The organism is Leucobacter allii, from assembly GCF_022919155.1.
In the GTDB taxonomy this organism is placed as follows: domain Bacteria; phylum Actinomycetota; class Actinomycetes; order Actinomycetales; family Microbacteriaceae; genus Leucobacter; species Leucobacter allii.
The window spans coordinates 570,831-584,771 of record NZ_CP095045.1; the positions used below are offsets into that span (position 1 = coordinate 570,831).

Annotated in this window: 13 protein-coding genes; 10 read left to right on the forward strand and 3 right to left on the reverse strand. The window is 72.4% G+C overall.

What is annotated here, in order from left to right; genetic code table 11:
- The first annotated feature begins 18 nt into the window (after positions 1-18).
- The 5 genes from manA (at position 19) to MUN78_RS02450 (ending at position 6,296) form a co-directional block, all read left to right on the forward strand.
- Entirely contained in the window at positions 19-1,380 is a 1,362-nt protein-coding gene (gene manA, locus MUN78_RS02430) for a mannose-6-phosphate isomerase, class I (RefSeq protein WP_244728567.1), read from the forward strand.
- The gene (locus tag MUN78_RS02435; protein ID WP_429952298.1) at positions 1,358-1,825 is read left to right on the forward strand and encodes a hypothetical protein; all 468 of its coding nucleotides are present in this window, start codon (positions 1,358-1,360) and stop codon (positions 1,823-1,825) included. The genes manA and MUN78_RS02435 overlap by 23 nt, the downstream gene beginning before the upstream one ends.
- Positions 1,825-2,760 (forward strand): bifunctional riboflavin kinase/FAD synthetase, encoded by a 936-nt coding sequence (locus tag MUN78_RS02440; RefSeq protein ID WP_244728568.1) that lies wholly within the window; start codon positions 1,825-1,827, stop codon positions 2,758-2,760. Before MUN78_RS02435 ends, MUN78_RS02440 begins: the two co-directional genes overlap by 1 nt.
- A gap of 174 nt (positions 2,761-2,934) precedes the next feature.
- Entirely contained in the window at positions 2,935-5,121 is a 2,187-nt protein-coding gene (locus tag MUN78_RS02445; RefSeq protein ID WP_244728570.1) for a DEAD/DEAH box helicase, read from the forward strand.
- Positions 5,122-5,258: 137 nt separating this feature from the next.
- On the forward strand, positions 5,259-6,296 hold the full coding sequence (locus tag MUN78_RS02450; protein WP_244728571.1) for a 6-phosphofructokinase: 1,038 nt from the start codon (positions 5,259-5,261) through the stop codon (positions 6,294-6,296).
- A gap of 9 nt (positions 6,297-6,305) precedes the next feature.
- Here the strand turns inward: MUN78_RS02450 and MUN78_RS02455 are convergent, their stop codons facing one another.
- The gene (locus tag MUN78_RS02455) at positions 6,306-6,581 is read right to left on the reverse strand and encodes a mycoredoxin (protein WP_244692855.1); all 276 of its coding nucleotides are present in this window, start codon (positions 6,579-6,581) and stop codon (positions 6,306-6,308) included.
- 212 nt (positions 6,582-6,793) lie between these two features.
- Between MUN78_RS02455 and MUN78_RS02460 the strand changes: the two genes are divergently transcribed.
- The 5 genes from MUN78_RS02460 to ilvA all read left to right on the forward strand — a co-directional run bounded on the left by MUN78_RS02460 (position 6,794) and on the right by ilvA (position 12,407).
- On the forward strand, positions 6,794-8,101 hold the full coding sequence (locus MUN78_RS02460; protein ID WP_244694113.1) for an inorganic phosphate transporter: 1,308 nt from the start codon (positions 6,794-6,796) through the stop codon (positions 8,099-8,101).
- A complete protein-coding gene (locus MUN78_RS02465; RefSeq protein WP_244692856.1) occupies positions 8,098-8,397 on the forward strand; it encodes a hypothetical protein in 300 nt (99 codons plus the stop codon). Before MUN78_RS02460 ends, MUN78_RS02465 begins: the two co-directional genes overlap by 4 nt.
- Positions 8,398-8,509: 112 nt before the next feature.
- Complete coding sequence (locus MUN78_RS02470; RefSeq protein WP_244728573.1) at positions 8,510-9,913, forward strand: aldehyde dehydrogenase family protein; 1,404 nt, start codon at positions 8,510-8,512, stop codon at positions 9,911-9,913.
- A 51-nt stretch (positions 9,914-9,964) separates the two neighbouring features.
- On the forward strand, positions 9,965-11,158 hold the full coding sequence (locus MUN78_RS02475) for an AI-2E family transporter (protein WP_244692858.1): 1,194 nt from the start codon (positions 9,965-9,967) through the stop codon (positions 11,156-11,158).
- Positions 11,159-11,162: 4 nt separating this feature from the next.
- Entirely contained in the window at positions 11,163-12,407 is a 1,245-nt protein-coding gene (ilvA, locus tag MUN78_RS02480) for a threonine ammonia-lyase (protein ID WP_244728575.1), read from the forward strand.
- A gap of 378 nt (positions 12,408-12,785) precedes the next feature.
- On the opposite strand, the gene greA is transcribed toward ilvA, so the two are convergent.
- Entirely contained in the window at positions 12,786-13,271 is a 486-nt protein-coding gene (greA, locus tag MUN78_RS02485; RefSeq protein WP_244728577.1) for a transcription elongation factor GreA, read from the reverse strand.
- Between the two features lie 151 nt (positions 13,272-13,422).
- Complete coding sequence (locus MUN78_RS02490; protein ID WP_244728579.1) at positions 13,423-13,902, reverse strand: DUF4307 domain-containing protein; 480 nt, start codon at positions 13,900-13,902, stop codon at positions 13,423-13,425.
- Positions 13,903-13,941: the final 39 nt, after the last annotated feature.

The window sequence follows — 13,941 nt, forward strand, 5'->3', positions numbered from 1 at the left end:
GCAGCGACAAGGAGCGACGTGCTGATCTTCATCGAGAACACTCCGCGCGTCTATGCGTGGGGCTCGACGGACGCGATCCCCGAGCTCCTGGGACGCGCGCCGACCGGCGAACCGCAGGCGGAGCTCTGGCTCGGCACGCACCCCGCGGCGCCCGCGCAGCTCGCGAAGGCGAGCGCCCGACCGCGGACGCTGCTCGACCTCGTCGCGGGGGATCCGGAGCGCTACGGCGTCGACGGCGGCCCGCTGCCCTTCCTGCTCAAGGTGCTCGGGATCGGCGCGCCGCTCTCCCTGCAGGTGCACCCGGATCGCGCGCAGGCCGCGGCGGGCTTCGCGGCGGAGGAGGCCGCGGGGATCCCGCGCGACGCGCCGGAGCGGAACTACGGCGACGCCAACCACAAGCCCGAACTGCTCGTCGCGCTGAGCGAGGTCACGGCGCTCAGTGGCTTCCGTCCCCTGCCCGAGGTGCGTGAGGATCTGCGCCGGCTCGCCGAGGCGGCGCGCGTCTCGGGCGACGGAGCCGGCGCGGCGGAGCTCGTCGCGGTCGCGGCGCGCCTGGCCGGCGAGGATGCGGAGGCGGTGCGCCGCGCCTTCCTCGACTGGGCGTTCGGCGACGACCACGCAGTGGGTCTGGCGCTCGCCGCCCTCGCGCGGATCGCGACCGGCGCCGAGCCCGCGGGCGCGGGGCCGCCCGAAGACGCCGCCCCGTCCGATCGCCTCGCCGCGCTCGCCGCCCTCGTCGCCGCGCACCCGGGCGACCCCGGCATCCTCGTCGCGCTCCTCCTCCACCACGTGCGTCTCGCCCCGGGCGAGGCCGTGTTCCTCCGCGCCAGGCAGCTGCACGCCTACCTGGGCGGCATCGCCGTGGAGGTGATGGCCTCCTCGGACAACGTGCTGCGCGCCGGTCTCACCCGCAAGCACGTCGACATCGCCGAGCTGTGCCGCATCGTCGACGCCGGCGATCTCGTGGAGCCGAGGCTCCCCGCCGAACGACTCGGGCCCGGGCTCGTGGCCTGGCGGCCGGACGTCCCCGACTTCCAGCTGCTGCGGGCGCGCCTGTGCGATCCGGAGCGCGAGGATCCGGCGCCGCGCGCCGCGCACGGCGCCGCCGAGGCCGCCGCCGAGGTCGAGCTCGCGGCCGAGCATCCCGTCGTCCTCGTGGTGTCCGAGGGGCGGGTGCGCGTCGAGCGCGTCGGCGGCGACGCGACGGGTCTCGCGGAGGTCGCGACCGCCCGCCGCGGCCAGTCGCTCTACGTGTCTGCGGGGGAGCCGATCCGGCTCAGCGGGCACGGCGACGTCTTCCTCGCGACGGTCGGCGACGGGTACGCCGGCGCCTCCGGGGACGAGTACACTGAACCCCGTGCCGAACCCCGAGATCCGTGACCGCGCCCGCCGCGACGCCGCGCATCCGGAGGCGGCGGCCGGCCGGAGCGATCGCCTCGGCGGCCTCGGCCGCGTGCTGATCGCCGTCTACATCGTGCTCGCGCTGGCGGCCACCTTCCGCTCCGTCTACCAGATCATCGCCAAGTTCGACGAGGCGCCGCTCGCATATACGCTCTCCGCCGTCTCGGGCGTCGTGTACATCGTGGCGACGATCGCGCTCATCAAGCGCCGCGGCGCCTGGCGCGCGGTGGCGTGGGTCGCGCTCAGCTTCGAGCTCCTCGGCGTGCTCGTCGTCGGCGCGCTGAGCATCGCGGTGCCCGAGCTCTTCGGCCACGACTCCGTGTGGTCGTACTTCGGCCGCGGCTACGTGTTCATCCCGCTCGTGCTGCCCGTCCTGGGGCTCGTCTGGCTGGGCCGGAGCGGCGGAACGGGCGGGCGCGCCTGATGCACGTGTTCGGAACGATCGGGGAGGTGCCGCCCGAGCTCGTCTCCCGCGGCAGCTGCGTCGCGATCGGCAAGTTCGACGGCCTGCACCGCGGCCACGAGGCCGTGCTCGGGGCGCTCGCGCGCGCGGCGCGCGACGAGGACCTCCTGAGCATCGTGCTCACCTTCGCCAACCACCCGTTGAGCTACCTCGACCCCCGGCGCTGCCCGCAGCCGCTCATGAGCCGGGAACAGCGGCTCGAGGCGTTCGCCGCCGCGGGCATCGACGTCTGCGTGATGGTCGAGTTCGACGCGGCCTTCGCCTCCATCCCCGCCGAGGCCTTCGTCTCCGACATCCTCGTGGACGCGCTCCGCGCGCGGCACGTCATCATGGGCGCCGACTTCCGCTTCGGCCATCGGGGCGCCGGGGACGGAGCGCTCCTGCGCGCGCTCGGCGAGCGGCTGGGCTTCGGCGCCGAGGTGGTGGAGTGGGTCGAGGATCCCGAGCTCGGTCGCGTCTCGTCCTCCCGCGTGCGCGCCGCGGTGCTCGCCGGCGACGTCGCGGAGGCCGCGCAGATGCTCGGGCACCCCGTGGCGGTGCGCGGGGAGGTCGTCCACGGCGACGCCCGCGGCCGGGAGCTCGGCTTCCCCACCGCGAATCTCGGCGGCGAGATCGAGGGCCTCGTGCCGGCCGACGGGGTCTACGCGGGGATCGCGGTCATCGACGGCGCCGAGCACGTCGCCGCCGTCTCGGTGGGCAACAACCCCACCTTCACGCCCGAGGGCGTCTCCCGCGTCGAGGCCTTCCTGCTCGACTTCGACGGCGACCTCTACGGCCGCGCCATGGAGGTGCGCTTCGTCGCGCGGCTGCGCGGCATGTCGGCGTTCGACAGCATGGAGGCGCTCGTCGCGCAGATGCGGGCCGACGTCGAGCGCACCCGCGCGCTCCTCGGCTGATCCCCGCCGCGGCTCCCACCCGTCGCGCGGACCGTGATGGTAGACTGACCGCAGGGTCATCGCCCGCGAGCGTTTCTCGAGCCCCATGCCGCGCATGAGGTCAGGCTCGGTACTCGTGTGCGACCCGCGCCCCGGTACGCATGCCGGGACCGAACACGCCGATCAGGAGATCCTTTGGCCAGCACCACTGCGACGCGTCAGTCGAACGCGACGAATGGAAGCCAGCGCGCCGCCGCGTCGGGGCAGCGCGCGAAGAACGCGGGCCGCGCGAACGGGCGCCGCAAGCACACCCACAACGAGGGCATCATCCCGCTCCTCGCGCGTGCGGTGCGCGAGGTCGAGGCGTCCGCGCAGCGCGGCAAGGCGACCCCGGCGAACCGCACCAAGTTCCACGTCATCGCCCTGCTCATGCGCGAGGAGCGCGCGCGGGTGAAGACGGAGGAGGGCGTGAGCGAATCCGAGCGCGCCGAGACCCTGAAGCGGCTCGACGGGGTCGCGGCGATCCTCGCGAAGACCGCGGCGCGTGACACCAGCCTGATCACGCTGCTCGAACCGACGGCGCCCATCACCGAGGCCACGCGCCTCCTCAAGCGCAAGATGCTCGGCCAGGCCGGGATCGAGCTGCCCGAGGAGGAGAAGGCGGTCGCCGAGCCCGTGCAGCGCTACGTGCCGCCGGAGCTCGCCGAGCGCCAGGTGGAGCCGGCGGGCGTCGAGGCCCGCAGGCTCGCGAACCCCTTCCTCACCCCCGATCTCACGCCGCCGAAGCAGCCGGCCCCGGTCGTCCGTCTCGCGAACTGGGAGCTGCTCGGCCCGCTGCTGAAGTCCTTCGAGCAGGGCGGCGGCGGCTCGGCGTGCATGGAGCTGCCGGAGCCGCCGGTGCCGGATCGCCTCTCGCCCGCCGGGCTCGAGCTCATGCCGCATCAGGCGCGCTTCCTCGCGAGCGTCGCCGACGGCCACCGCAGCTTCCTGCTGGCCGACGAACCCGGTCTCGGCAAGACGGCGCAGTCCGTGCTCGCGGCCTCCGTGGCGGACGCCTACCCGCTGCTCGTGGTCGTGCCGAACGTCGTGAAGATGAACTGGGCCCGCGAGGCGCAGCGGTGGACGCCGCAGCGCCGGGTCACCGTGATCCACGGCGACGGGCGCGATGTGGACGCCTTCGCCGACATCTTCGTCGTCAACTACGAGATCCTCGACCGGCATCTGAGCTGGATCTCGCGCTTCGGCTTCAAGGGCATGGTCGTCGACGAGGCCCACATGATCAAGAACGTCCAGTCGCAGCGCTCGCGCAACGTGCTCGCCATCGCCGGCAGCATCCGCGAGCGGACACCGGGCGTCTCGCCGCTCCTCATCGCGCTCACGGGCACCCCCCTCATCAACGACATCGACGACTTCCGCGCCATCTGGCGCTTCCTGGGCTGGACCGAATCCGACCGTCCCGGACCGGAGCTGATGGCGAGGCTCGAGAGCAACGGCTGGACCCCGGCCGACGCGTCGTTCTACCCGGAGGCGCGCCAGAGCGTCATCGAGATGGGCATCGTGCGCCGCCGCAAGCTCGACGTCGCGGCCGACCTCCCGGCGAAGCGCGTGGTCGACCTGCCCGTCGAGCTCGACGACGAGCTCGGGCGGAGCATCAGGGACGCCGAGGCGCAGCTCGCGAAGAAGCTGCTGGAGCGCTTCCGCGCCGTCAAGGTCGGCAAGCTCGGCGCGAAGCTCTCCGACGAGGCGATCATCCGCATGGTGTGCGCTCAGGAGCTCGAGGAGTCCCACGCCTCGGCCGACGGTCTCAACGTCTTCACGATGGTGCGCCAGATCGGCCAGGCCAAGGCCGCCCTCGCGGCGGACTACGCCGCGCAGCTCGCCCGTTCGGTCGGCAAGGTCGTGTTCTTCGCCAAGCACATCGACGTGATGGACCGGGTGGAGGCGCAGCTCGCCGAGGCCGGCCTGAAGACGGTGTCGATCCGCGGCGACCAGACCACGACGTTCCGCCAGGAGCAGATCGACGCGTTCAACAAGGATCCCGAGGTCTCGGTGGCGGTGTGCTCGCTCACGGCCGCCGGCGTCGGCGTGAACCTGCAGGCGGCCTCGAACGTCGTGCTCGCCGAGCTCAGCTGGACGGATGCGGAGCAGACGCAGGCCATCGACCGCGTGCACCGCATCGGCCAGGAGGAGCCCGTCACGGCGTGGCGCATCGTGGCCGCGCAGACGATCGACGCGAAGATCGCCGAGCTCATCGACGGCAAGGCCGGGCTCGCGGCCCGGGCCCTCGACGGCGCCGCCGCGCCGGTGGAGGAGGCGGATTCCGTGCAGCTGCTCGCCCTCGTCGGCGTGCTGCAGCGGGCCGTCGAGCAGTCGGGGGACTGAACTCCGGGGCGCTCCCGGACTGTCCGCCCTCGCGCGGAGATTGGCAGCATACGGACTGGCCGAGAGGATCGTGCCATCGCTACGATGGGGCGGGGCCTGTGGGCCCCGGGTCGTGCGCCGTCGAACGAGGGAGTGGAATGCGCATCGGAGTCCTGTGCTCGGGGGGCGACAGCCCCGGAATGAACGCCGCCATCCGCGGGGCCGTGCTCCGCGCCGTGGAGGTCCACGGCTTCGAGATGATCGGCTTCATGGACGGCTGGCGGGGCTTCTTCGCGGGCGACTCCGTGCCGCTCGACCGCCGCGCGGTCCGCGGCATCTCGCCCCTCGGCGGCGTGATCCTCGGCACGAGCCGGGTGCAGCCGTTCCTCGCCGGCCGCGGGGATGCGGGCGACCTGCAGGCGATCCGCGACCGCGCAGCGGAGTACGGCATCGACGGCTTCCTGCTGATCGGGGGCAACGGCACGCAGACCGTCGCCCAGCTGCTCACCGCCGCGGGGATCCCCGCGATCGGGCTGCCGAAGACGATTGACAACGACCTCGGCGGCACCGACTACACCTTCGGGTTCGACACCGCGGTCTCGATCGCGGCCGAGGCGATCGACCGGCTCCGCACCACCGGCGAGTCGCATCGCCGCTGCATGGTCCTCGAGGTCATGGGGCGCGACGCCGGGTGGATCGCGCTGCACGCCGGCATGGCCGGCGGTGCGCAGGTCATGCTCATCCCCGAGTTCCCCGAGTCGATCGAGCAGATCTCCGAGTGGGTGCTGAGCGTGCGCGATCGCGGCCGGTCCTCGCTCGTGATCGTCGCCGAGGGGTTCCGCCTCGTGGGCTCCGACGAACAGGTCACCCGGGACGGCCTCGACGGCTTCGGGCGGAAGCGCCTCGGCGGCGTGGTCGAACTGCTCGCACCGCTCATCGAGGAGCGCACCGGCATCGAGACGCGCGCGACCGTGCTCGGGCATCTCCAGCGCGGCGGCTCGCCCACGGCGTTCGACCGGGTGCTCGCGACGCGCACCGGCATCGCCGCGGCCGACGCCGCGCGCGCGGGGCAGTGGGGCACCATGGCGGGGCTGCGCGGCGACCGGGTGGAGATGGTGCCGCTCGCCGAGGCCGTCGGACGGCTGAAGACCGTCCCCGCTGACCGCTACGAGGAGGTCCGCCTCACCTTCGGCTGAGCGCCAGCGTCAGGCGCCGAGGCGCGCCCGTACCTCGGGGAGCGAGGGGTTCGTCGCGGTCGTGCCGTCGGGGAAGACGAGCGTCGGCACGACCGCGTTGCCGCCGTTCACCGACTTCACGAGCTCCTCCGTGCCCGGCGTCTCCTCGATGTCCACGACCGTGTAGGCGATCCCCGTCTTGTCGAGCATGAGCTTGAGGCGCTTGCAGTACCCGCACCAGACGGTGGAGAACATGGTGATCGCGCCCGCTTCGGGGGTGTACTCGCTGAGGCTCGCAGTGGTCATGGATGCTCCCTAGGATCGACGCCCTCAGCCTACCCGGCGCGCCGCGGGTGAACGGGAAGTGAACGCGAAACCCTCAGCTTGACCTCCCGGAATCGAGGTGTCAGCATGAATACGGCGCACGCGCGTCGGCCCGCGGCGGTCTCCATGACGGTGAACGGCAGGTGACTTCGCGGGTGTCCGCACAGGACTCCGATCCCGAACGAAAGACGCCGGTGGAACTCACCCTCATCGTGCTGCTGGTCATCGTACTGGCCCTCTTCTTCGATTTCACGAACGGCTTCCACGACACGGCGAACGCGATGGCCACGCCCATCGCGACCGGCGCGCTGAAGCCCAAGACCGCCGTGCTCCTCGCGGCGATCCTCAACCTCGTGGGCGCGTTCCTGTCGACCGAGGTCGCCAAGACGATCTCGGGCGGCCTCATCAACGAGGGCGACGGCGGGGTCCTCATCACGCCGGAGCTCATCTTCGCCGGGCTCATCGGCGCGATCGTCTGGAACCTCGTCACCTGGCTCTACGGGCTGCCGTCGAGCTCCTCCCATGCGCTCTTCGGCGGCCTCATCGGCGCCGCGATCGTGGGCGCGGGCATCGCCGCCATCAACGGCGGCGTCTTCATCTCCAAGATCCTGATCCCCATGGTCGCCGCCCCCCTCACCGCAGGCATCGTGGCCTTCACGGCCACGAAGGTCGCCTACGCGATCACACGCCGCCACGACGGCCGGAAGGACGGCCGCGGCCGCTTCCGCTACGCGCAGATCGCCTCCTCCTCCCTCATCGCGCTCGCGCACGGCACGAACGACGCGCAGAAGACCATGGGCGTCATCACGCTCACGCTCGTCGCCGCGAACCTGCAGGATCCCGGCACCGGCCCGCACCTCTGGGTCGTCGTCGCCTGCGCGCTCGCGATCGCGCTCGGCACCTACTCGGGCGGCTGGCGCATCATCCGCACCCTCGGCGCCGGCCTCACCCAGGTGAAGCCCGCGCAGGGCTTCGCGGCCGAGACGAGCACGGCCGCCACCATCCTCGCCTCGAGCCACCTCGGCTTCGCACTCTCCACGACGCAGGTGGCCTCGGGCTCCGTCATCGGCTCCGGTCTCGGTCGCCGCGGCTCGAGCGTGCGCTGGCGCACCGTGGGCAGGATCGCCTCGGGCTGGCTCTTCACGCTCCCCGCGGCGGGCGCCGTCGGCGCGATCGCCGCGGCCATCGCGCACATCGGCTTCGTCGGCGTCATCATCGACGCCGTCATCGGCCTCGCCTTCATCCTCTTCATCTTCTGGCGCTCCCGCCGCAACAAGGTCGACCACTCGAACGCCGTGCCGGTGCCCGACGTCGCCGAGTCCGGCTACGCCGTGCGCATCCGCAAGGCGAAGGTGAAGCCCCTGAAGACGAAGACGGGCACGATCCCGCCGCTCACCCCGGTCGCGCAGTCCGCGGTCCGCGACGATGTCGCGGCGAAGGAGGCCGAGAAGGCCGCGCGCGAGGCGGAGAAGGCCGCCGCGTCCGAGGAGGAGACCCGATGAACATCGACTGGATGGCCTTCGTCATCGTCTTCGCCACCGCGCTCGGCGCGTCCGTCTTCGTCGTCGCGCTGTACTCGCTCGGCATCCGCTTCCTCGCGACGCCCGCGCCGCGCGTGCGCCGCGCCGACGGCACCTTCGAGCCCGACGGCCCCTCGCGCGACGACGAGGACGACGACGTCGATGACATCGGGCGCCCGCGCTGGGCGACGGTCGCCGCCAACGCGTGCTTCGGCCTCTCGGTCGTGGTCGTGCTGCTCGGCATCTTCCTCATCGTCCCGGCGCTGCACTTCTGGTGAGCGGCCCGGGACCCCGGCCCTGAGCGGGCCCCGATCCTGAACCCTGAACGGGCCCCGATCCCGAACCCGGAGTCCGGACCCCGATCCCGAACCCCGGGGGTAGGGTGGGCGCATGACCGCCACCTCGACCGACCGGATCCCCGGGATCGTCGCCGGGCTGCGGCACGGCTACACCGCGGGCGTCACGCGCCCCGAGGCGTGGCGACGCGCGCAGCTCGAGCGCCTCCGCGCCCTCCTCCTCGATCGCGGAGCCGACTTCGAGGCGGCGCTGCGCATCGACCTCGGGAAGTCGGGTACCGAGTCGCAGCTCACCGAGATCGGCTTCCTCGTCGCCGAGATCGATCACGCCCTCGCGCGGCTGCGCTCCTGGATGCGTCCGCGGCGCGCGCCGCTCCCGCTCGCGCTCCAGCCGGCGTCCGCCCGCATCGTGCCCGAGCCCCTCGGCGTGGTGCTCGTGATCGCGCCCTGGAACTACCCGCTCATGCTCGCGCTGTCGCCGCTCGTCGGCGCGATCGCGGCGGGCAACGCGGCGGTCGTGAAGCCCAGCGAACTCGCCCCGGCGACCTCCGCGCTCCTCGCGCTGCTGCTCCCGGACGCGCTGGACCGCCGCGCGGTCACCGTCGTCACGGGCGGCGTGCCCGAGACGAGCGCGCTGCTCGCCGAGCCCTTCGATCACATCTTCTACACGGGCAACGGCCGCGTCGGGCGGATCGTCGCGCGGGCGGCCGCCGAGCACCTCACCCCCGTGACCCTCGAGCTCGGCGGCAAGTCGCCGGTCTACGTCGACGCCACGACGCCGCTCGCCGAGACCGCCAGGCGGATCGCGTGGGGCAAGTTCATGAACGCGGGGCAGACCTGCGTCGCCCCCGACTACGTGCTCGGCGAGCCCGAGGTCCTCGAGCGGCTCGCGCCGAGGCTCGCGGATGCGATCCACGAGCTCTACGGCAGCGCGATCGCGCGCAACCCCGACTACGGTCGCATCGTGAACGACGCCCACTTCGCGCGCCTCACCAGCTACCTCGCCGACGGCGAGATCCTCGCGGGCGGTGCGCACGACGCGGCGAGCCGGTTCCTCGAGCCCACCGTGCTGGGCGGGGTGGACCCCGGGGCGCCCGTGATGCAGGAGGAGATCTTCGGGCCGATCCTGCCCCTCGTCCCCATCGCGGGGCTCGATGCGGCCCTCGCCTTCGTGGCCGGCCGCGACCGCCCGCTCGCCGCCTACGTCTTCAGCGAGGACGCGGCCGTGCGGCGGCGGTGGGAGCGGGAGACGAGCTCGGGCGCGCTGAACTTCGGAGTGCCCTCGCTCCATCTCGCCGCCCCCGAGCTGCCCTTCGGTGGCGTCGGCCCGAGCGGCACCGGCGCGTACCACGGCGAGCGATCCTTCGCGAGGTTCAGCCACGAGAAGCCCGTGCTGGCGAAGCCCCTCGCGCCCGACACCCTCGCCGCGACCATCATGCCGCCGTTCACGCCCGCGAAGGACGCGCTTGCGCGTCGCGTTCTCCGGAGGCTCCTGTGAGCGTTCCGGCATATGGGGTAACGGTCATCGGCCCCTGGATAGGATTGCACCGTGGATGAGCAGAAACCAGGCGACGGGGTTCCGCCCGCGACCGCGAACGCCGCGCAGGAGCTCCCGCTCGGCGTGCGCGTGGCCGCGGCGTGGTCGTGGCGCCTGATCCTCATCGGCATCGCGGTGGCCGGCGTGCTCTGGCTCATCGTGCAGGTGCGGATCATCGTGATCCCGCTCCTCGTCGCGATCCTGCTCACGGCCCTGCTCGCCCCGGTCGTGCACTGGTTCGAGCGCCGCGGGGCGCCGCGCTGGCTCGGCGTCGTCACCGCGCTCGCGCTGTTCGCCGCGGCCGTGTGGGTGCTGGTCACCCTCATCGTCACGCAGCTGCGCAACGGCTTCGACGACGTCGCCCGCCGCTCCGAGGAGGTGTGGTGGGAATTGCTGAAGTGGGCCGAGGCGAACTTCGGCTTCTCCGCGAAGGAGCTCGGGGGCTTCGTCGACCAGCTGCTCACCACCGTCAACAACCACCAGAACGAGCTCTGGAGCGGCGCGCTCGGCGTCGCCACGACGGCCGGCCAGCTCGTCACCGGGCTGCTGCTCACCCTGTTCTCGCTCATCTTCCTGCTCATCGACGGCAGGAGGATCTGGAACTGGGTGCTCGGCTTCCTCCCGGCTCGCGCGCACGCGCCGCTCGACGCGGCCGGTCGCGCCGGCTGGGTGTCGGTCGGGCAGTACGTGCGCGTGCAGATCTTCGTCGCGTTCGTCGACGCCGTCGGCATCGGCGCCGGCGCCGCGATCCTCGGCGTGCCGCTCGCCATCCCCATCGCCATCCTCGTGTTCCTGGGATCCTTCATCCCCTTCCTCGGCGCCATCACCACCGGCGCCCTCGCCGCGTTCGTCGCGCTCGTCTACAACGGGCCGGTCAACGCGCTCGTGATGCTCGGCGTCGTGATCCTCGTCAATCAGATCGAGGGGCACGTGCTGCAGCCGCTCGTGATGGGCAGCGCCGTCCGCGTGCACCCGCTGGGCGTCGTGCTCGCGGTCTCCACCGGCGCACTCCTCGCGGGCATCCCGGGAGCCCTGTTCGCGGTGCCGCTCGCGGCCTCGGCGAACGCGATCGTCAACACCCTGGTCAAGAAGGAATGGGAGCCGGGCACGGATCCCGTCGCGGACTACCACCAGCGCGACCAGGTACATCATCGGGCCCGCCGCCGGGCCCGTGCGCTCGCACGCCTGCGGCGCAAGGAAGGATAGCCCCATGACCGAGCCCGCCCCGGCTCCCACGCTCGAGGACTTCGAGCGCGCGCTCGCGAACGTGCACCGCGTCACGCAGCGCACCCCGCTCGAGACGTCCCGCTACCTCGCCGAGATCCTCGGCGTGCCCACGGTCTATCTGAAGTGCGAGAATCTGCAGCGCACGGGCGCCTACAAGCTGCGCGGGGCGTACCACCGCCTCTCGCAGCTCAGCGAGGAGGAGCGCGAGCGCGGCGTCGTCGCGGCCTCGGCCGGCAACCACGCGCAGGGCGTCGCCTTCGCCGCGCGCGAGCTCGGGATCAAGGCGACCATCTTCACCCCCCTCGGCGTGGCGCTGCCGAAGCTGCAGGCGACCCGCAACTACGGCGCGGACGTCGTGCTCGAGGGCGCGACCTTCGACGAGACGAACGCCGCGGCGCAGGCCTTCGTCGCGGAGACCGGGGCGATGTTCATCCCGCCGTTCGACCACGACGCCGTGATCGAGGGCCAGGGGACCGTCGCCCTCGAGATGCTCGACGTGGCGCCCGACATCGAGACGATCGTGGTGCCCATCGGCGGCGGCGGGCTCATCTCGGGCGTTGCGGTCGCCGCGAAGCTCCGGGCCGAGCGCGAGGGCCGTCCGATGCGGATCGTCGGCGTGCAGTCCGAGAACGCGGCGCCCTTCGTGCCGTCCATCGTCGCGGGGCACCCCGTGACGGTGCAGACGCGGCCGACGATCGCCGACGGCATCGCCGTCGCGCGCCCGGGGCAGCGCACCTTCGAGCTCGTGCGCGACTTCGTGGACGAGGTCGTCACGGTGAGCGACGACGACATCGCCCGCGCGATCGTCATGCTGCTCGAGCGCGCGAAGCTCGTCGTGGAGCCCGCCGGCGCCGCGGGCGTCGCCGCCATGCTCGCCGGCAAGGCCCACGTGAGCGGACCGACGGCGACGATCCTCTCCGGCGGCAACATCGACCCGCTGCTGCTGCAGCGCGTCATCGGTCACGGTCTCGCGGCCTCCGCCCGCTACATGAAGCTCCGGATCCTGCTGCCCGACGTGCCGGGGCAGCTCGTGCGCACGGCGTCCATCGTGGCCGAGCAGAACGCGAACGTCGTCGAGGTCATCCACACGCGCCACGCCACCGAGCTGCCCATCAGCGAGGTCGAGCTCGAGCTGCACGTCGAGACGCGCGGGCACGAGCACGGCGAAGCCGTCGCCCAGGCGCTCCGCGATGCCGGGTACGTCGTGCGCATCGGCGAGAAGTACTAGTCCGCCGTCGCTCGGCCCGTCCGGGGCGGGTCCCGGTCCGGGCCCGGCTCGTTCCGGGCCCGTTCAGGGCCTGGCCCGGCTCGTTCCGGACCCGGTCGGGGCCTCGCCCGTTCCGGCCCGGGCCGGCCTTGGTCCGACCCGGCCCCTGACCCCGAGCCCCTATGAAACTCCCGAGACCCTACGAAATATCCGGTCAGGAACACAGAGTCTCGCGGATATCACAGGGTCTCGCGGACTATGTAGGGTCTCGCGGACTCCACAGGGTCTCGCGGGTCGCAGGTGCTCGGACCATTCGTCAGCGGACTCGGCGGGCGACCCGGTCAGTCGCCCCGCAGGTGCAGCCCGCACGGGCAGCCCGAACGGGCGGAAGCCCCGGGATCAGCCGGCGTAGGTGTCGACGGCGAGGATCTTCACGGAGATCTGGTTGCCGTTCGGCGCGGCGTAGCTGGTCTCATCGCCCACGCCGAGCCCGAGGATCGCGACGCCGAGCGGGCTCTGGGCGCTGTAGACGTCGAGTCCCGAGCCGTCGGCGAGCTCACGGCTGCCGAGCAGGAAGCGCTCCTCGTCGCCGAACACCTCGGCCGTGACGACCGTGCCGATCTCGACGACGCCGTTGGCTTCGGGCGCCTCGCCGACGACCGCGTGCTTGAGCAGCTCCTCGAGGTCGCGGATGCGCGCCTCCATCTTGCCCTGCTCGTCCTTCGCGGCGTGGTAGCCGCCGTTCTCCTTGAGGTCGCCCTCCTCGCGAGCGGCCTCGATGCGCGCGGCGATCTCCTTGCGGCCGGGACCCGTCAGCTCATCCAGCTCCGTCTTGAGCCGGTGGTAAGCCTCCTGGGTCAGCCAGGTCTGGGTGGGCTCGGCCATGGTCGATCCTCGTTTCAGTGTGAGCGCGGATGCGCGGACGTAAACGCAACGCCCTGATACGGATCAGGGCGCACAGGCAGGATAGCAGCGACCGCCTCGATCGGCAGCCCGGACGCGCGCGATTCCGGGGAACCCGGTGCGGCGCTCGCCGCTATTCGATCACCCAGCACTCGCGGGCGGTCGCGGCCGTCGCGGGGTTCGTGACGACGAGGCGCGTGGTGACCGTGTGATCCTGGTCCTCGGTCACCGGCACCTCCACGACCTTCCAGCCGACGGTGGCCTTGGAGGTGTTCAGCGCCTCCACGGCGCAGGCGACGGGGGTGTTCGGCGGAGCGCTCACCGTGAACTTCACGTCGAGGCTGTAGTCGTTCACTTCGGTGTAGCCGATGTCCTGCACCGCGACCACGTTCTGCTCGTGCCAGCCGCTGAAGAGGAGGAAGCCGACGCCGGCGACGACCAGCGCGCCGGCCGCGCCCCACGCGACGCGGCGGTCGACGCGCCGTCTCCGGCCGGCGCCGTAGCGGTCCTCGAGGGACTGCGACGCGGCGGGCCGGGTGCTGGGCTCCGGGTGCGGATCGGCGTCCGCGCCCGCTGCGGCAGGGACGGCGCTCCCGACGGGCGACTGCGTCACGGGAACCTCCGATGCGCGCTGGGTAGACTGGGGGACTGT

What these genes read in the sequence shown, in the direction of transcription:
- MUN78_RS02440 (WP_244728568.1), top strand. Translation starts at nt 1,825, where the DNA reads ATGCACGTGTTCGGAACGATCGGGGAGGTGCCGCCCGAGCTCGTCTCC.
- MUN78_RS02450 (WP_244728571.1), top strand. Translation starts at nt 5,259, where the DNA reads ATGCGCATCGGAGTCCTGTGCTCGGGGGGCGACAGCCCCGGAATGAAC.
- MUN78_RS02455 (WP_244692855.1), bottom strand. Translation starts at nt 6,581, where the DNA reads ATGACCACTGCGAGCCTCAGCGAGTACACCCCCGAAGCGGGCGCGATC.
- MUN78_RS02465 (WP_244692856.1), top strand. Translation starts at nt 8,098, where the DNA reads ATGAACATCGACTGGATGGCCTTCGTCATCGTCTTCGCCACCGCGCTC.
- MUN78_RS02470 (WP_244728573.1), top strand. Translation starts at nt 8,510, where the DNA reads ATGACCGCCACCTCGACCGACCGGATCCCCGGGATCGTCGCCGGGCTG.
- ilvA (WP_244728575.1), top strand. Translation starts at nt 11,163, where the DNA reads ATGACCGAGCCCGCCCCGGCTCCCACGCTCGAGGACTTCGAGCGCGCG.
- greA (WP_244728577.1), bottom strand. Translation starts at nt 13,271, where the DNA reads ATGGCCGAGCCCACCCAGACCTGGCTGACCCAGGAGGCTTACCACCGG.